The 17358-nt window shown below is 64.1% G+C and carries 17 protein-coding genes; 9 read left to right on the forward strand and 8 right to left on the reverse strand.

The features are described from left to right. Positions 1–199: 199 nt before the first annotated feature. Positions 200–370, forward strand: coding sequence for a hypothetical protein (locus AC07R1_RS09555; RefSeq protein WP_011062279.1), 171 nt, complete (start codon positions 200–202; stop codon positions 368–370). Positions 371–449: 79 nt separating this feature from the next. On the opposite strand, the gene AC07R1_RS09560 is transcribed toward AC07R1_RS09555, so the two are convergent. Together AC07R1_RS09560 and AC07R1_RS09565 are read right to left on the reverse strand one after the other, a co-directional pair. Beyond that, positions 450–1205, reverse strand: coding sequence for a TerC family protein (locus AC07R1_RS09560; RefSeq protein ID WP_011062280.1), 756 nt, complete (start codon positions 1203–1205; stop codon positions 450–452). 30 nt (positions 1206–1235) lie between these two features. Next, positions 1236–1487 (reverse strand): hypothetical protein, encoded by a 252-nt coding sequence (locus AC07R1_RS09565; protein ID WP_011062281.1) that lies wholly within the window; start codon positions 1485–1487, stop codon positions 1236–1238. A 134-nt stretch (positions 1488–1621) separates the two neighbouring features. Here AC07R1_RS09565 and nhaR point away from each other — a divergent pair, with 134 nt between their 5' ends. Then, positions 1622–2527: a transcriptional activator NhaR gene (nhaR, locus tag AC07R1_RS09570; protein WP_019092849.1), complete on the forward strand. Its 906-nt coding sequence runs from the start codon at positions 1622–1624 to the stop codon at positions 2525–2527. Here the strand turns inward: nhaR and AC07R1_RS09575 are convergent, their stop codons facing one another. Continuing rightward, the gene (locus AC07R1_RS09575; protein ID WP_019092848.1) at positions 2528–3685 is read right to left on the reverse strand and encodes an MFS transporter; all 1158 of its coding nucleotides are present in this window, start codon (positions 3683–3685) and stop codon (positions 2528–2530) included. Positions 3686–4026: 341 nt separating this feature from the next. Here AC07R1_RS09575 and sstT point away from each other — a divergent pair, with 341 nt between their 5' ends. After that, positions 4027–5259 carry a serine/threonine transporter SstT gene (gene sstT, locus AC07R1_RS09580; RefSeq protein ID WP_015636354.1) on the forward strand — a complete coding sequence of 411 codons (1233 nt, stop codon included), beginning with the start codon at positions 4027–4029 and terminating at the stop codon, positions 5257–5259. Between the two features lie 136 nt (positions 5260–5395). On the opposite strand, the gene AC07R1_RS09585 is transcribed toward sstT, so the two are convergent. Next, positions 5396–5905, reverse strand: a complete 510-nt coding sequence (locus tag AC07R1_RS09585) for a DUF1993 domain-containing protein (protein WP_011062285.1) — start codon at positions 5903–5905, stop codon at positions 5396–5398. Positions 5906–5977: 72 nt separating this feature from the next. Continuing rightward, entirely contained in the window at positions 5978–7000 is a 1023-nt protein-coding gene (locus AC07R1_RS09590; protein WP_495110467.1) for an AraC family transcriptional regulator, read from the reverse strand. 177 nt (positions 7001–7177) lie between these two features. Here AC07R1_RS09590 and AC07R1_RS09595 point away from each other — a divergent pair, with 177 nt between their 5' ends. Further along, positions 7178–9697 carry a flavin-containing monooxygenase gene (locus AC07R1_RS09595; protein ID WP_495110468.1) on the forward strand — a complete coding sequence of 840 codons (2520 nt, stop codon included), beginning with the start codon at positions 7178–7180 and terminating at the stop codon, positions 9695–9697. Between the two features lie 219 nt (positions 9698–9916). Further along, the gene (locus AC07R1_RS09600) at positions 9917–10567 is read left to right on the forward strand and encodes a YceH family protein (RefSeq protein ID WP_011062288.1); all 651 of its coding nucleotides are present in this window, start codon (positions 9917–9919) and stop codon (positions 10565–10567) included. A gap of 110 nt (positions 10568–10677) precedes the next feature. Here the strand turns inward: AC07R1_RS09600 and AC07R1_RS09605 are convergent, their stop codons facing one another. Beyond that, positions 10678–11496, reverse strand: coding sequence for a shikimate 5-dehydrogenase (locus AC07R1_RS09605; RefSeq protein WP_495110469.1), 819 nt, complete (start codon positions 11494–11496; stop codon positions 10678–10680). A gap of 249 nt (positions 11497–11745) precedes the next feature. On the opposite strand from AC07R1_RS09605, the gene AC07R1_RS09610 reads away from it, so the two are divergent. From AC07R1_RS09610 to AC07R1_RS09620, 3 genes are all read left to right on the forward strand, one after another. Next, on the forward strand, positions 11746–12114 hold the full coding sequence (locus AC07R1_RS09610; protein ID WP_015636359.1) for a hypothetical protein: 369 nt from the start codon (positions 11746–11748) through the stop codon (positions 12112–12114). A 248-nt stretch (positions 12115–12362) separates the two neighbouring features. Next, entirely contained in the window at positions 12363–12557 is a 195-nt protein-coding gene (locus AC07R1_RS09615; protein ID WP_011062291.1) for a hypothetical protein, read from the forward strand. A 107-nt stretch (positions 12558–12664) separates the two neighbouring features. Then, positions 12665–12847 carry a hypothetical protein gene (locus tag AC07R1_RS09620; protein ID WP_495110470.1) on the forward strand — a complete coding sequence of 61 codons (183 nt, stop codon included), beginning with the start codon at positions 12665–12667 and terminating at the stop codon, positions 12845–12847. Here the strand turns inward: AC07R1_RS09620 and AC07R1_RS09625 are convergent. After that, entirely contained in the window at positions 12844–13905 is a 1062-nt protein-coding gene (locus AC07R1_RS09625) for an AI-2E family transporter (protein WP_011062293.1), read from the reverse strand. The genes AC07R1_RS09620 and AC07R1_RS09625 overlap by 4 nt on opposite strands. 159 nt (positions 13906–14064) lie before the next feature. Between AC07R1_RS09625 and trhP the strand changes: the two genes are divergently transcribed. After that, positions 14065–15390 carry a prephenate-dependent tRNA uridine(34) hydroxylase TrhP gene (trhP, locus tag AC07R1_RS09630; RefSeq protein ID WP_019092843.1) on the forward strand — a complete coding sequence of 442 codons (1326 nt, stop codon included), beginning with the start codon at positions 14065–14067 and terminating at the stop codon, positions 15388–15390. Positions 15391–15539: 149 nt separating this feature from the next. Here trhP and ctpM read toward each other — a convergent pair whose 3' ends face one another. Next, positions 15540–17219, reverse strand: a complete 1680-nt coding sequence (gene ctpM / locus AC07R1_RS09635) for a methyl-accepting chemotaxis protein CtpM (RefSeq protein WP_011062295.1) — start codon at positions 17217–17219, stop codon at positions 15540–15542. Positions 17220–17358: the final 139 nt, after the last annotated feature.

Below are 17358 nucleotides of genomic sequence, written 5' to 3' on the forward strand. Positions count from 1 at the left end.
GGCGACCCGCCTCCGGCTGGGGCCCTGATAATAGGGCGCCCGCGGGCAAGGGTATAGCGTTAGGCGCCAGTTAATTGAAAACCATAGAGCGAAGTGTTCGAAGACTCTCGACTATTGGTCAATAGCTTGAAACACACAGGCTACTAGACTGTCGATTGTTAAGAGTGTGTGCCCCGCACGGGGCATAAAGGAGGCACTTATGAGCCTGACAACGACCATCCTGATGCTGATCCTCGGCTGGCTGGCGGTAGCCGCCGCTATGCTCTGGGGCGTGCTGCGCATCACCCGCCGCCACCATCATCAGCCCCGGCAAGCAGCCCCCGCCATCAAGGCTGGAAAGAGCGCCCGGCGTCCTGCCGCTGCCCACTGATCAAGGTTTCCCCTACCCCTGAAACAAAGCGGCCGCCTGACTCCAAGGAGTACAGGCGGCCGCCAGTCATGGCTGCGGATCAAGCGTCGCTATGGGCCGCCTGACGCTTCTGCCGGGCCCGGCGGGCCAGCATGTTGAGACTCTCAATGGCCGCCGAGAAGGCCATCGCCGCATACACATAGCCCTTGGGCACATGGGCGCCGAAACCTTCGGCGATCAGGGTCATGCCGATCATGATCAAGAAGCCCAGGGCCAGCATCACCACGGTCGGGTTGTCATTGATGAACTTGGCCAGCGGTTCGGCCGCCAGCAGCATCACCAGCACCGACACCACCACGGCAATGATCATGATCGGCAAATGCTCGGTCATGCCGACTGCAGTAATGATGCTGTCGATGGAGAACACCATGTCCAGCAACAGGATCTGACCGATCGCTGCGGCAAAGCCGATAGCCACGCCCGGAGTCTCGTTCTTGGCCTGCTCAGGTTCAGGGTCCATGCTGTGGTGGATTTCCGTGGTGGCTTTCCACACCAGGAACAGGCCACCGGCAATCAGGATCATGTCCTTCCAGGAGAAACTCTGCCCCATCACTTCAATCACCGGCTCAGTGAGCTGGACGATGAACGCAATGGTACTGAGCAGCGCCAGGCGCAGGATCAAGGCCATGCCGATACCGATGCGTCGTGCCTTGGCCCGGTGCTTTTGCGGCAACTTGTTGGTGAGGATGGAGATAAAGATCAGGTTATCGATGCCAAGCACGATCTCCATCACCACCAGGGTGGCCAGGGCGACCCAGGCGGTGGGGCTTGCAGCGAGCTGTAAAAGGTAATCCATGGGTCAATCCTGACTCGGTTGTATGAAAGATCAGATTTCCTGGGACGCAGGCGCTGGTTTCTTCTCGCTGTCGTCCTCTGGCTTTTCCTTGCCGGTCACGCTCTGAGTCGCATCGCTGAGCGCCTGTTCCGCCGCTTTGTGGGTATCGTCGATGGCCTGCTTGGCCGACTCCGCCGCCTTGCCCAGCATCTGCTGCGCGCTTTTTTCCGCCTGGTCACAACCCGCCAGGGTCAGCATAGACAGGGCCAGCAGCGACGCTGCGCCCAAGGTTTTGAAAGACATGCCGTATTCCTCGATAGAACGGACGGGACCAAGTAGGGCCCCGGCGATAGCGAGGCATTCTAAGGAGAGTGATACTTCAGGAAAATTCGTTTTTTTAGCAGTTATACTTCGCTTTTTACGAACTGAATGTGCCCATGCTCAACTACCGCCAGCTGCATTATTTCTGGGTTGTGGCCAAGACCGGCAGCATCGTCCGCGCCTGCGACCAGTTGAACCTGACCCCGCAAACCATCAGCGGCCAGATCAGCCTGCTGGAACAGACTTACGGCATCGAATTGTTTCGCCGGGTTGGCCGTCAGTTGGAGCTGACCGAAGCCGGACGCCAGGCCCTGCCCTACGCCGAGCAGATGTTCCAGCTCGGGGGCGAGCTGGAAGCCATGCTCCGCGCCCGCCCCGACGAACAGCAGATCCAGTTCCGGGTCGGCGTGGCGGATGTGGTGCCCAAGTCCATCGTCTATCGCCTGATCGCCCCGACCATGGAGCTCAGCGAGCCGATCCGCCTGACCTGTCGCGAAGACAAGCTCGAACGCCTGCTGGCGGACCTGGCCATCCAGCGCCTGGACCTGGTGATTTCCGACAGCCCGATGCCCTCGCACCTGGACATCAAGGGCTACAGCCAGAAGCTCGGGGAATGCGGCATCAGTTTCTTCGCCACCGAGGAGCTGGCGCGGCGGCACGGCGCTGACTTCCCTCGGGGCCTGCACGGCGCGCCACTGCTGATTCCCGGGCAGGAAACCGTGGTCCGCAGCCGCCTGCTGCGCTGGTTCGCCGAGCAACAGTTGCAGCCACGGATCATCGGTGAATTCGACGACAGCGCCCTGATGCAGGCCTTTGGCCAATCCGGCAGTGGAATCTTCATCGCCCCCAGCGTGATTGCCGACGAGGTCATGCAACAGTACGGAGTGCAACTGATTGGCCAGACCGATGCCGTGGCCGAGTCGTTCTACGCCATTTCCGTGGAGCGCAAGGTCAAGCACCCCGGCATCGTGGCCATTACCGAAGGGGCGCGACGGGAATTGTTCACGCCCCTCAATCTCTGATCAGGAAGCGCAGGCACTCGGCGCTTTGAGCTTCATCAGCAGCAGCGCCAGGGCGATCGACAGCAGAATGAAACCCGAGGCCGCGAACCCCAGGCTGCCCAGGCCCAGGGTATCGATCACCCGGCCGCCGACCATTGCCCCCAGGCCAATGCCCAGGTTGGCCCCGGCAATGTTCAACGAAGCGGCGAAGGCCGGCGCCTGGGGAGCCGCCTTGATCAAGCGCACATGGCTCACCAGGAACATCGCCGCCTGGGTCACGCCCCAGATGGCCATGGCCGCTGCCAGCCCCAGGGTCGAATGAATGCTCGGCACCAGGGCTACCATGCCGCCGATCATCAGTGCGCAGAACACCATGGAGGCGATCAGCGGGTGACGGTCCACCGCCCGGCCGCCCAGGGAATTGCCGATCAGGCCCACCGCGCCAAAGCCCATCAGGCACCAGCCCACCAATGCACCGTCGAACCCGGCCAGGCGCTCGAGTATGTCCGCCAGGTAGGTGTAGGCAGTAAACATGCCGCTAAATACCAGGATCGACAGCAGCACATGCCCTTGCATCAGCGGGCTGCGCAGGATGCGAAACTGCGCCCGCAGGCTCACCTGCTCGTTGTGCTGGCGGGTTTGCGGCAGGTAGATAAACAGCAACAGGGCCTTGGCGAACGCCACCACCGCCAGGATGCCGAAGGCGCTGCGCCAGCCGAACGCATCGGCAATCAGGGTGCCCACGGGAATCCCGAACACCGTGGCGCAGACAATGCCGAAGCCGATCTTGGCAATCGCCCGCCCGGCGTAGTCCGGGCCGACGATGTCCACCGCCGTCTCGCTGGCCAGGGCCCAGAACACCGGCAACCCCAGGGCCGGCACCAGCCGCGCCAGGGACATCACCCAGATGTTCGGCGCCAGCGCCGCCAGGGTATTGGCCAGGCCGAACATCACCAGCACGCTGATAAACAGCTTCTTGCGGGGAAAACGCGCGAAGTAGGCGGTCAGAAATGGCCCGAAGGCAGCCACGGTAAAGGCGAACAGGGTCACTAGCAGCCCGGCCTGGGACACGCTGACCTGCAGGTCGCGGGCAATCGACGGCAACAGGCCGACGATGATGAACTCCGTGGTCAGCACGGTAAAACCGGCGGCCGACAACAGCAGGATGGGCAACAGCATGCAGAACTCCAGAAACAGCGACAGCAGCGACAGCCCGAAGGGCCCGCTGACTGGATAGAAAAAGGGGATGGCGAATCTTAACAGAGTGCGCCCGGCTCCGGGCAACCACCGCGTGCACGGCTCTGCAAGGGGCAAGTGGCAGATCGTCACATCGACGCGGTAACCCCGGCCTGCTGTGATAAAGTCCGCCCCCTGCTGAAAACAGGCCCTGTCGAGTTCGTCTACCCTTCAAACGTCTCGATCGCCCGTCGCCTTTTCAGACTGCGTCTGTGCCTGGCGGTTCAACCACCGGCGCTGGCGACCGGCAGGCTCCGCACATTAAAAAAAACAGAGATACCGCTATGAGCGCTTCACCCCCTTCCTTTCTGCATTCCCTCAAACGCCTGAGCCTGGTCACGCAGATCGTTATCGGCCTGATCGCCGGTATCGCCCTGGCACTGCTGGCACCGGAGGTGGCGAAATCCACCACCTTTATCGGCAAGGTATTCGTCTCGGCGCTCAAGGCCGTGGCCCCGATCCTGGTGTTCGTGCTGGTGATGGCCTCCATCGCCAACCACAAGCACGGCCAGGAAACCCATATCCGGCCGATCCTGGTGCTCTACCTGCTGGGCACCTTCGCCGCCGCCGTGGTGGCGGTGATCGCCAGCAGCCTGTTTCCTTCCGCCCTGGTGCTGTCCACCCACGACGTGGCCATCAGCGCGCCCGGCGGGATCACCGAAGTGCTGCAAAGCCTGCTGCTGAGCGTTGTGGACAACCCGGTCAGCGCCCTGATGAACGCCAACTTCATCGGCATCCTGGCCTGGGCCATTGGCATGGGCGTGGCCATCCGCCATGCCGGCGAGACCACCCGCACCGTGCTCGATGACCTGTCCAACGGGGTGACCGTCATCGTGCGCGTAGTGATCCGCTTCGCGCCCCTGGGGATCTTCGGCCTGGTGGCCTCGACCCTGGCCACCTCGGGCTTCAACGCCCTGCTCGGCTACCTGCACCTGCTGGCGGTCCTGATCGGCTGCATGCTATTCGTGGCCCTGGTGATGAACCCGCTGATCGTGTTCTGGAAGATCCGCCGCAATCCCTTCCCGCTGGTGCTGACCTGCCTGCGCGAAAGTGGCATCACCGCCTTCTTCACCCGCAGCTCGGCGGCCAACATTCCAGTCAACCTGGAACTGAGCAAGCGCCTGGGCCTGCATGAAGACACCTACTCGGTGTCGATCCCGCTGGGCGCCACCATCAACATGGCCGGCGCGGCAATCACCATTACCGTGCTGACCCTGGCCGCCGTGCACACCCTCGGTATCGCCGTCGACCTGCCCACCGCCGTGCTGCTCAGCGTGGTCGCGGCCATCTGCGCCTGCGGTGCTTCCGGCGTGGCCGGCGGCTCGCTGCTGCTGATTCCCCTGGCCTGCAGCCTGTTCGGCATTCCCAGCGAAATCGCCATGCAGGTGGTGGCCGTAGGCTTCATCATCGGCGTGCTGCAGGATTCGGCGGAAACCGCGCTGAATTCCTCCACCGACGTACTCTTCACCGCCGCCGCGTGCATGGCCCAGGAAGACAAGGCGCAAGCCTCGGCCTGATGCGCACATCCCGGATCGGCATGGCCCTGTAGCCACTGCCGAACCCGCTCCCTGCGGACCGTTCGCAGCCTGCGGCAGCAGCCACAAAAAAGCCCGGCCAGGGTCAACCTGGCCGGGCTTTTTTATCGCCTGGGGTTTAGAACGCGCCCATGTAGTCGCGCTTGCCCACTTCCACACCGTTGTGACGCAGGATTGCGTAGGTGGTGGTGACGTGGAAGAAGAACTGCGGCAGGCCGTAGGTCAGCAGGTAGGACTGGCCACTGAAGCGCTTCTCTTTCGGGGTGCCCGGACGGGTCACGATCTCGATGCCTTCCTTGCCATCGATCTGCGCCGGCTGGATGCCGTCGATAAAGGCCAGGACCTTGGCGATCAGCGCCTGCAGGTCGGCGAAGGTGGTTTCAGTGTCGTCGTACTTGGGCAGCTCGACTTCGGCCAGGCGCGCCGATACGCCCTTGGCGAAGTCCACGGCGATCTGCACCTGGCGCACCAACGGGAACATGTCCGGGTACAGGCGCGCCTGCAGCAGGGCGTTGGGCTCGATGTTCTTCGCCGTGGCGTGGGCTTCGGCCTTGTGCAGCACGTCGCTCAAGGCATTGAGCATTTGCTTGAAGACAGGAACGGAAGCGGCGTACAGGGAAATAGTCATGACAGTCTCGACAGGGAATGGCGGGAATACAGCGAGCAGCGATTATAGCCACAGCACGCCAGCACGGGGCCTTTATCCGCAGCGCTCCTGGCGATACACGCTGGGGGCCACGCCGAACCAGCGCTTGAAGCTCTGGGAAAAACTCGACAGGTCACTGAAGCCAAGCCTTTCGGCAACCTGGGACAGGCTCAGCCGCGGATTGCCCAGCAACTCCAGGGCCCGGGCGCCTCGATGCCCGGCCAGTACCTGCCGATAGCAGGTGCCCTCCTCCTGCAAGCGTCGCTTCAAGGTCCGCACGCTGGTGCACAGCAGCCGGGCCATGGCCGGCAAGTCCGGTACGCTTGCCGCCGGCACGGCATCCAGGTGCTGGCGGACCAGCGCGGCAACCCCCTGATGGGCCTGTCGCCGCTCCAGCAACTGCGCGCACATCTGCTCGCACATGGCCACCGTCAGCGGGTTGGCCTGGGGCAAGGGCCGGTGCAGGAAACGCCGGTCGAAGGCCAGGGTATTGGCGTCGGCCCGATAGTCGGCGGGCACCCCGAGAATCTGCGCCGGCTCGTCCCCTTCCAGCTCAGGGCTGACACTGCGGCCGAAACGCAGCAGGCGAAAATCCGCACCGACTATTTCCTGCATCAGCGTCGCGGCGGCCGCCATGTCCCGCTGTAACAGGAACTGCGCCAACAAGGGGTCCGCCACCCGAGGCTCGGCAAAGGTCAGCACCCCGAGCCCCGGCTCCACCCGGTAGCCGATCTCGGCAAAGGCATAGGTCAGCGGCAGGAAGCGCAAGGCCAGGGCCAGGGCATCCGCCGGGGTGGCGCTGCTGATCAGGCCGTAGCCGAACAGGCCATAGGTGGAGAAGTGATAACGCGCCCCCACTGCATACCCCAGGCCCCGGGGCTGGCCGAGCAGCGCCAGCAGGTTACTGGCCAGGCGCAACTCCTGGGCCGCCGACAGCAGGCTGTTGGGGTTTTGCAACTGCTCCCGGGACAGCCCGCAACCGGCCAGCAACCGCGCTGGCGCCAAGCCCTTTTCGCAGCCGAAACCGAGCAGCAGCAAGGCGCTGGACGGTCCCCGGGTGAACGACTGAGTGCTCATGGGCGCGGCTCGTGAAGAAAGGTGTTGGCCCAAATACTAAAGCACTTGTCCCGTTACAGCATGGGGTCCACGGTTTATTCCCCGCATGCTTCACTGATCGGGGCTGCACCGCAGAAACAAGGAAGTGGCCCCGGGAGCATCAACCCTGCGCCGCACAACAATAACAACGAGGTCGTCATGCGCGAATTCGCACCTGCTACACACCCCGCCCCCGACTCGGCCACACCGCTGGAGGCCATCATCATCGGCAGCGGCTTTGGCGGCCTGGGCATGGCCATCGCCCTGCGCAAGGCGGGCGTGCACCGTTTCGTCATTCTTGAAAAAGGCCAGGACGTGGGCGGCGTCTGGCGCGACAACAGCTATCCCGGCGCTGCCTGCGACGTGCCCTCGCACCTGTATTCGTTTTCCTTCGAACCCAACCCGCACTGGTCCCGAGTGTTCGCGCCCCAGGCAGAAATCCATGGTTACCTGCAACATTGTGCCGGCGTCTATGAGCTCAAACCCCATATCCGCTTCGGCGCCGAGGTGCGCCATGCCGAATTCGATACCGCCAATGCCTGCTGGCATGTCACCTGCGCCGATGGCCAGCGCCATGCCGCCCGCCTGCTGATCAGCGCCACCGGCCAGTTGAGCCGCCCGGCCCTGCCCGACCTGCCGGGCATGGCCAGCTTCCGCGGCCGGGTCTTCCACTCCGCCCACTGGGATCATGACTATCCCCTGGCGGGCAAGCGGGTGGCGGTGATCGGCACCGGCGCCTCGGCCATCCAGTTCGTCCCGGAGGTTGCCAGGCAGGTGGCCGAACTCAAGGTCTTCCAACGCTCACCGGCCTACATCATGCCCAAGGCCGACCGCCCCTACAGTGCCGAGGAAAAGCAGCGCTTCCTGCGCCAACCCTGGAAGATGAAGCTGGTGCGTGCGGCCCACTACCTGCACTTCGAATCCCGGGCTTTGGGCTTCACGCGCCTGCAGGGCCTGACCAAGTGGGTGGTCGGTGGCCCGTTCAAGAAGCTGCTGCACACCTCGGTCGCCAGCCCCGAACTGCGCCGCCAGATGACCCCGGACTACCCCATCGGCTGCAAGCGCATCCTGCTGTCCAACGACTACCTCAAGACCTTCGACCAGCCCCATGTGCACCTGCTGACCCGAGGCATCCGGCAGATCACCGAGCACGGCATCGAAACCCTGGACGGCGAGGAACACGCCGTGGACGCGATCATCTATGGCACCGGTTTCGCCGCCACCGAGTTCCTCTCGCCCATGCGCATCACCGGACGCGACGGGCTCGACCTGAACCAGGCCTGGCAAGGTGGCGCGGCGGCCTACCTGGGCATCAGCGTGCCGGGTTTTCCCAACTTCTTCATGCTCTACGGGCCCAACACCAACCTGGGCCACAACTCCATCATCCATATGCTGGAAAGCCAGATTTCCCACGTCATGCAGGCCCGCCAGGCCCTGCTGGACAGCGGCGCCAGCCATGTGGAAGTAGACGAGCAGCGCCACCAGCGCTTTCAACTGGGCATCCAGCGCCGCCTGGCCACTTCGGTGTGGAGCGGCTGCAAGAGCTGGTATGTCGACGAACGGGGGCACAACAGCACCAACTGGCCAGGCTTCACCTGGTCCTACCGCTGGCTGGCGCGCTATGCCGGGCTGGCGGCCTATCGCCTGTCCAGCCCGCTGGACACCCAATCCCCAGCCTGCGACGGGCAACGCATAGCCGCCCCCCAGGACTGGTTGGAGCGGGCCAACGCAGCCTTCCTGCGGGTTTTCCTGCGGGTCAGTTTCAGGGCCTTGATCGGCCCGCCCCGGCCCCTGGCCAGCCAGCGCAAGATCGTCGACCGGTTGTCATGGCTGATGGCCGGCTGCCTGGGCGTGAACCGCCGGAGCATGCAGCTGGACGGGCTCTCGTTGCAGATTGTCGAACCCGGAACCAGGGCGCCCAAGGGGGTGATTCTCTACCTGCACGGTGGCGCCTTCTGCCTGGGCAGCCCGCGCTCTCACTACAGCGTCACCAGCCGCCTGGCCAGAGACAGCGGCTGCGCGGTGTGGGTGCCGGACTACCGGCTGGCCCCGGAACACCCCTACCCCGCCGCGCTGGAGGATTGCCTGGCCTGCTACGACGCGATCCGCGCCCAGCTCTGCCCGGCGGACAAGCTGCTGATTGCCGGCGACTCCGCCGGCGGCGCCCTGGTGCTGGCCCTGGCCCTGGCCCTGAAGGAGCGTGGAGACGGGATTGCCGCCGGGCTGATGCTGCTGTCGCCGGTCACCGATCCGGACCTGGGCGGCGCCAGCATGCAATCGCGCCAGGAGGCCGACCCGATGATCCGCCGCGACTGGCTGGAGCAAGCCCTCAAGGCCTACGCAGCGCCCGTTCAAGCACTGAGCCACCGCCCCCTGGAAGCAGACCTGCGCGGCTTGCCACCGATGCTGATCCAGGTGGGCGACCAGGAACTGCTGCTATCCGACTCCACGCGCCTGGCTGAGCGTGCCAGGCAGTCCGGGGTGGCTTGCCAGTTGGAAATCCACCAGGGCCGCTGGCATGTGTTCCAGTTGCAGGCGTTCTACCTGCGCTCCGCGAGAAACGCCCTGCTGGGCCTCGCCCGGTTTGCCCGCCAGTGCCTGGAGACCGCAGGCCAAGCCCCGCAGGCAGCCGACTCACCCCGTACGACACAGCCTGCAACAGATCCGCAACCCAGCTGAACCGGCCGCCCTCGCCCAAAGCATGGTGGCGGGGGCGGCCCGGTCAACCGGCGCCGGCGCGGGCCGCGCCAAGTTCTGATGGCAAGATCCGGGTTCTGGAGGTAAAACAGAGCCCCTCGAAAGTGGCCGACCCGGCCACGCAGAAAACCCGGACGCTGTTCCAGCGCCCGGTGGCGTTTTTTCATGATCCATCCATCAGTGACCAAGGGACCAGCACTTATGAGCAGCGAGCACGACACACCCGGTGAAGCACTGCGCTTGAGCAGTACCGATATCCGCATCCTGGGTTCGTTGATCGAAAAGCAGGCCACCAGCCCGGAAACCTATCCCCTGACCCTCAACGCCCTGGTGATTGCCTGCAATCAGAAAACCAGCCGCGAACCGGTGATGAACCTGACCCAGGGCCAGGTCGGGCAAAGCCTGCGTGCCCTCGAAGCCCGGGGCTTCACCCGCCTGGTGATGGGCAGCCGCGCCGACCGCTGGGAACAGCGCCTGGACAAGGCCCTGGAACTGGTGCCGGCGCAACTGATCCTGTGCGGCCTGATGTTCCTGCGTGGCCCGCAGACGGTCAACGAACTGCTGACCCGTAGCGGGCGCATGCATGATTTCGAAGACAGCGAACAGGTCCTGCACCAGCTCGAACGCCTGATTGCCCGGGGCCTGGCCCTGCACATTCCGCGGCAGGCCGGCCAGCGCGAAGACCGTTATACCCACGCCCTGGGTGACCCGGCGGACATCGAGGCAATCCTCGCCGCCCGCAGCAACCCGGTTGAGCGCAGCGCCGGCGGCGCGGTTTCAGTGGAACGCATCGAAGAACTGGAAGCGCGGATCGCTGCCCTGGAAGAGCGCCTGGCCCAACTCGAAGGCTGAACCCCGGAGCCGCTGCCGCAGGCTGCGATCGACCTCGAAGGGGGCTTCAGGGCCCTGCTGGCCCTGCGGGCCTTGTCGCGGCCTGCGGCAGCGGTGACAGGGCTTCGGGCTCAGGGGCGGGCGAAGGCCACGGCCTTCTGGAACTGCTCTTCGCTCGGGCGCACCCCGGTATAAAGCACGAACTGCTCCAGCGCCTGGATGGCAATCACTTCCAGCCCGGTGATGACCTGCTTGCCCTCGGCCCGGGCCCGCAGGATCAACGGCGTCTCCGGCGGCACCGCCACCACATCGAACACCGTCTGCGCCGCCTTTATCGCCTCGGCGTCGAACGCCAGCTGATGCGCCTCTGGCCCGCCGCTCATGCCGATCGGGGTGACGTTGATCAGCATCTGCGGCCGCAGGCTGCCCAACTCGGCCTGCCACTCATAACCCAGGGAGCTGGCCAGGGCGCGCCCGGCCACTTCGTTGCGGGCCACGATCACCCCGTTGGCATAACCACCATCACGCAAGGCACTGGCCACGGCCTTGGCCATGCCACCGCTGCCGCGCAGGGCAAAGCTCGACTCTCGAGGCACCCCGTGGCCCGCGAGCAATTGCGCCACGGCGATGTAGTCGGTGTTGTAGGCCTTGAGATGGCCGTTGGTGTTGACGATGGTATTGATCGAGGCAATGGCCCGGGCCGAGGCATCCAGCTCATCCACCAGGGCGATGCAGTCTTCCTTGAACGGCATGGACACCCCGCAACCGCGGATGCCCAGCGCCCGGATCCCGGCGACGGCGCCGGGCAGGTCCTGGCTGCTGAAGGCCTTGTAGTAGAAATTGAGACCCAACTGCTCATACAGGTGGTTGTGAAAACGCAGGCCGAAATTCCCCGGGCGCCCGGACAAGGACATGCACAACTGAGTGTCTTTGTTGGGGTTCATTTGCATATCGGTTTCCTCGCTCGGCACTTTCAGATGGACGGGATTGGTCTGGCGCGCCGCTTGGCCTGATCATATCGGCGCGTGTTCACCGGCCTTCGCCACCGCCCAGGGATGACGGTAAAGAGACCGGTACAGACCTTACACAATATTTACTCAGCGGCTGTGCAGATTTCGCAGGAACCGCTGTCTTAGAAGTATCCCCGCGTCAGTTCTTGAGTCTGGTGCAGACCATAAACGCTGGGGTTGAACCGAGGAATGACCATGATCTCCAAAATCCCCAAGATAGCCTTGCTCATTGGTGCACTCGCTGTCGCAGGCCAGGCTTCAGCCCACGGTGGTGGTGGCTGGGTCGGGCCCGCCGCCTTGGGTGCTGTTGTCGGCGCTGCCGTAGTGGGTTCGGTGATCGCCAACCAGGATCGCCCGGTCTATGTGCAGCAAGCGCCGGTGTATGTCCAACCGCAGCCGGTCTATGCCGCACCGCCACCACCGGTCTACTACCAGCCGGCACCGGTCTATGTGCAGCAACCGGTCTACTACCGCCCGGCACCGGTGTACTACGGGCCACCTCGCGGTTACTACGGCCACCCGCATTACTACTACGGCCCGGGTCCCGGCCGCTGGTAAGCACTGGCAGAATCAAACAACAGGCCCCGCCCCCAAAGCGGGGCTTGTTGCATTTTGCCACTATCCGAATGTCTGAATAATTCTCAAGCATGTCGTGACTGGAACAGTATTTGCGTTTAAATCTGGCAATAGTGTACTGATCCCACGGCTGCGGTGAGCGACATGCGACTGTCATGTTTGTGTCATTCAAGGACGACAAGATCGACACAGTCCGCTCGCCACAGGCCCATAACAACAAGGACGAATCCATGCCCACGCAAAACCCGCACCGCGTCGCCGGCCTCTGCACCTCCAGCCGGGTGTACGACGCCCTGACCGAACTCAAGCACCTGGAAGGCCACCGCAGCGCCAAGTTCCTCTCGCTGCTGGCCCAGAACCTGGTGCGCAAGGGCCTGCTCAACGAGCAGGAAGTGCTGCACATGCTCGACCAGGTGGTGGACTGAACTGCCGGCTGCGGTAGCACCGGCATCAATGTCCACTATCAGATTGGGTGATTTTTCGTAGCACTTGGGGCTTTGTAAGGTAACCCCCTCAGATCGAGGAGGTTGTCATGCCCAAGATTCAGATCATGTCCGTCATCGGCAGCGCGGTCCCCGCATCGCTCAGGGAACTGGGGTTGCTGGCTTGCTGGTACCTGGTGCGCGACGGCGAGATGGTCAGCGGCCCGCTGACCTCCCTGCCCGCCGCCCAGACCCTGTCCCGGCAACTGGCGCTGCACATCGTCCAGCCCTAGGGCAACTGCACCCGGGGCCGGGTCTCGACGAACAGGGCCCAGCTGGACATGAACAGCGCGGCAATCAGGGGCCCGATGACAAAGCCGTTGAGGCCGAAGATCGCCAGCCCTCCCAGGGTCGAGATCAGGATCAGGTAGTCCGGCATCTTGGTGTCCTTGCCCACCAGGATCGGCCGCAGCAGGTTATCCACCAGGCCGATCACGAACACCCCGAACAGCCCCAGCACCACCCCTTGCCAGATCGCTCCGCTGATCAGGAAGTAGGCCGCCACCGGCCCCCAGACAATCCCCGCCCCCACGGCCGGCAACAGTGACAGGAACGCCATCAGCACCGCCCAGAGCAAGGCGCTGGGAATGTCGAGGAACCAGAAGATCAAGCCCCCCAGGGCGCCCTGGGTCACCGCCACCAGCACATTGCCCTTGACCGTGGCGCGCACCACTCGGTTGAACTTCAATTGCAGGCGGCGCTTCTGGTATTCCGCCAGGGGCACGGCGGTGCGGATCTTGCGCACCAGCTCCGGGCCGTCGCGCAGAAAGAAGAACAGCAGGTAGAGCATGATGAAGAAGCTCACCACGAACTCGAAGGTGCCCTGGCCGAAGCTGAAAGCCTGGGTCGCCAGGTACTGGCTGCCCTGCATCGCGCTCTTGACCACCTTCTCCTGCAGCCCCTTGAGTTCGCCCAGGCCGAAGCGGTCCAGCAGGTGCTGGAAGTACGGCGGCAGGCTGTGCTTGAACTGAGCCAGGTAGGCGGCGATATCCAGCTGGCCGCTTTCAATTTTCTTGTACAGCTCGGCCCCCTCCTGCACCAGCAGCACGCTGGTGATGATCACCGGCAGAATCGCGATCACCAGGCAGATCAACAGGGTGCACAGGGACGTCAAGTTGCGCTGCCAGCCGAAGCGGGCCTGCAGCCGACGCTGCAAGGGGGCGAAGACAATGCCCAGGATCACTGCCCAGAACAGCGCACCGTAGAACGGCAGCAGAATCCAGATAAAGGCCAGGGTCACCAGTGCCAGCAACAGCAGCAGGCTTTTGTTTTGCAGGTTGGTTTGGTTCATCTACAGGTCCAGGTCTGTCACGCGGAAAATCAGCGTCCTGAGGCTTAGTCCCCGGCCGCGGCGCCGAGTGCCGTTTTTTCTGCTGTCGGCATAGATCCAGATCAATGAATACCCTAGCGCACTGGCTTACCCTCGCGACCTTTTGCGACCGACAGCCCCATGACGCTCCTCGCCAAACCCGAACTCCTGGCCCCCGCCGGCACCCTGAAGAACATGCGCTACGCCTTCGCCTATGGCGCCGACGCGGTGTACGCCGGCCAGCCGCGCTACAGCCTGCGGGTACGCAACAACGAATTCGACCATGCCAACCTGGCCCTCGGCATCCGCGAGGCCCAGGCCCAGGGCAAGCGCTTTTACGTGGTGGTCAACATCGCCCCACACAATGCCAAGCTCAAGACCTTCCTCAAGGACCTGGCGCCGGTGATCGAGATGGCCCCGGATGCGCTGATCATGTCCGACCCGGGGTTGATCATGCTGGTACGCCGGCACTTCCCACAGATGCCGATCCACCTCTCGGTGCAGGCCAACACGGTGAACTGGGCCAGCGTCGAGTTCTGGCAGCAGCAGGGCCTGACCCGGATCATCCTGTCCCGGGAACTGTCCCTGGAGGAGATCGAGGAAATCCGCCAGCAGGTGCCGGGCATGGAGCTGGAAGTCTTCGTCCACGGGGCGCTGTGCATGGCCTACTCCGGGCGTTGCCTGCTGTCGGGCTACATGAACAAGCGCGACGCCAACCAGGGCACCTGCACCAATGCCTGCCGCTGGAAATACAGCGCCCAGGCGGCCACCGAGAATGCCGTGGGCGACATCGTGCAGAGCTACCAGCCGGAGCCGACCCTGGGCCTGGGCGCCCCCACCGACCAGGTGTTCCTGCTGCAGGAAGCCAATCGCCCGGGCGAGCTGATGCCGGCCTTCGAAGACGAGCACGGCACCTACATCATGAACGCCAAGGACCTGCGGGCGGTGCAGCACGTGGAGCGCCTGACCCGCATGGGCGTGCACTCGCTGAAGATCGAGGGGCGCACCAAGTCGCACTTCTATTGCGCACGCACCACCCAGGTCTATCGCCGGGCCATCGACGATGCCGCCGCTGGCCGCGAGTTCGACCGCCAGTTGATGAGCGATCTGGAGTCCCTGGCCCAGCGCGGCTACACCGAGGGTTTCCTGCGCCGGCATGTGCATGACGAGTATCAGAACTACCAGAACGGCAGCTCGGTGTCGGAGCGCCAGCAGTTCGTCGGTGAACTGACCGGCGAACGCCGCGACCGCCTGGCCGAAGTGAAGGTGAAAAACCGTTTCGCCCTGGGCGATCACATGGAACTGATGACCCCTCGGGGCAACTTCCACTTCGACCTGCACCAGTTGCAGAACGCCAAGGGCGAAGCCATCGAAGTGGCGCCAGGGGACGGCCATACGGTGTATCTGCCGATCCCTGATCAGGTGGACCTGCGCTTTGGCCTGCTGATGCGCGATATCAGCGCCTGAGCCGTGCAGTTAACACCCTGATGTAGCTGCTGACGGGGGCGGTGGGACATTCTGGTGGGCTGCCAAAAGACCGCCACGCAAGGCCCTTCGGGGCTTTTCGCAGCCTCGCAGGCTCGGCAGCGGCTACACCAGCCACCGGCGCCCCGCCCTCAGATACGGAATTGTCCCACCAGCCGCCCCAGGCGCTGACCCAGGTCCGCCAGGCTGCGGGAAGTCTGGGCGCCGCGCTGGGTTTCATCGGCCACACTGTCCACCGCCACGGCGATCTGATGCACGCTGCGATTGATCTCCTCGGCCACCGCAGTCTGTTCTTCCGCCGCACTGGCAATCTGCGCGTTCATCGAATTGATGGTGCCGATCAACTGGGCCATGGTGTCCAGCGACGCCCCGGCTTCGTTGGCCTTCACCGAGGTGCCGTCGCCGGCATCGCTGGAACGGCGCATGGCGTCCACCGCCACCCGGGTGCCCTGCTGAAGGCGGTCGATCATGCCCTGGATTTCCTGAGTGCTCTGCTGGGTGCGGCTGGCCAGGGCCCGTACTTCGTCGGCCACCACCGCAAAACCGCGCCCGGCCTCCCCGGCCCGAGCCGCTTCGATGGCGGCGTTCAGGGCCAGCAGGTTGGTCTGCTCGGCGATCGAGCGGATCACGTCCAGCACGCTGACAATCGACGTCACGTCCTGCTGCAGGCTGTCCAGGGAAGTACCGCTGTTGCGGATATCGCTGACCAGCGCATGGATCTGCTGGATGCTGCCATCCACCACGCGCTTGGCCGCCTGGCCCTCTTCATCGGTCTGCTGGGCGGCAACGGCTGCGCCCTGGGCACTGCGGGCCACCTCGTGGGCTGCGGAGGACATTTCGTTGATCGCCGTGGCCACCTGATCGGTCTCGTGGCGCTGGCGCTCCATGGCCTGTTCCGAACGCTGGGCCTGATCCGAGACCTGGGTCACCAGTTCGGTGAGCTGGCCGGTCATCTCGGTGATCTGCCGCACCAGGCCGTGGATCTTGTCGACAAAGCGGTTGAACGAGCCGGCCAACTGCCCCAGTTCGTCCTGGCTGGTAATGGCCAGGCGCCGAGTCAGGTCGCCCTCGCCGGCGGCGATATCGTCGAGGTTGGCTTTCATCAGGTTCAGCGGGCGCAGCATGGTGTTGGCCACCAGCATGCCCAGGGCGGCGATCACCACCAGCACCACCGCGGCGATCCCGAGGATGCTCAGGACCATGCCTTCCATGCGCTGGTTGACGCTGCTCTGCACTGCGGCGACCTGGGCGTCGATGCCATCGAGGTTGACCGAGGTGCCCAGCACCATGTCCCACTTGGGCAGGTACTCGGTGTAGCCCAGCTTGGGCACCAGCACGTCGCTGCCCGGCTGGGTCGAGCTGTATTGCACATAGTGGCTGCCGTCCTTGCCGACCCGCACCAGCTCGCGGTTGACGTACACCCCATTGGGGTCGCGGTTGTCCTTGAAGCTCTTGCCCACGCCGTCCGGGCTGTTGCCCTTGAACAGGCGCACAGTCTCGGAGTCGTAGCCGAAGAAGTAGCCGTCCTTGCCATAGCTGATATTGGACAGCAGCTTGACCACTTCGGCCCGGGCGGCCTGATCGCCCTGCGCCGCCGCATCGTAGAGCGGCTTGACGGTAGTCAGCGCGACTTCCACATAACTCTGCAGGGTGGCCTTGGCTTCAGTCAGCAGCCGGTTGCGGGTTTCCTCGACTTCCTTCTGTGCCTGCTGGCGCAGCATGAGCACGGTGCTCAGGCTGATCACCAGGGCGAACAGCAGTACCGGGAGTACTGCCAGGGACAGGACTTTGGCCTTCAGGCTCAAGCGCATAGGGGGCTCACTCTTGGTTTTTTATTGGCGTGATATGCCGTTAACGGCACGCCAAAAAAAAAGTTGAGCCTGAACCCCTAGGAGCCGGCTTGCCGGCGAAGGGGCCCTCGAGCCTTGCACCGACCTTGGCGATGCCTTC

It is taken from the genome of Pseudomonas sp. GW821-FHT07F01 (assembly GCF_059418825.1).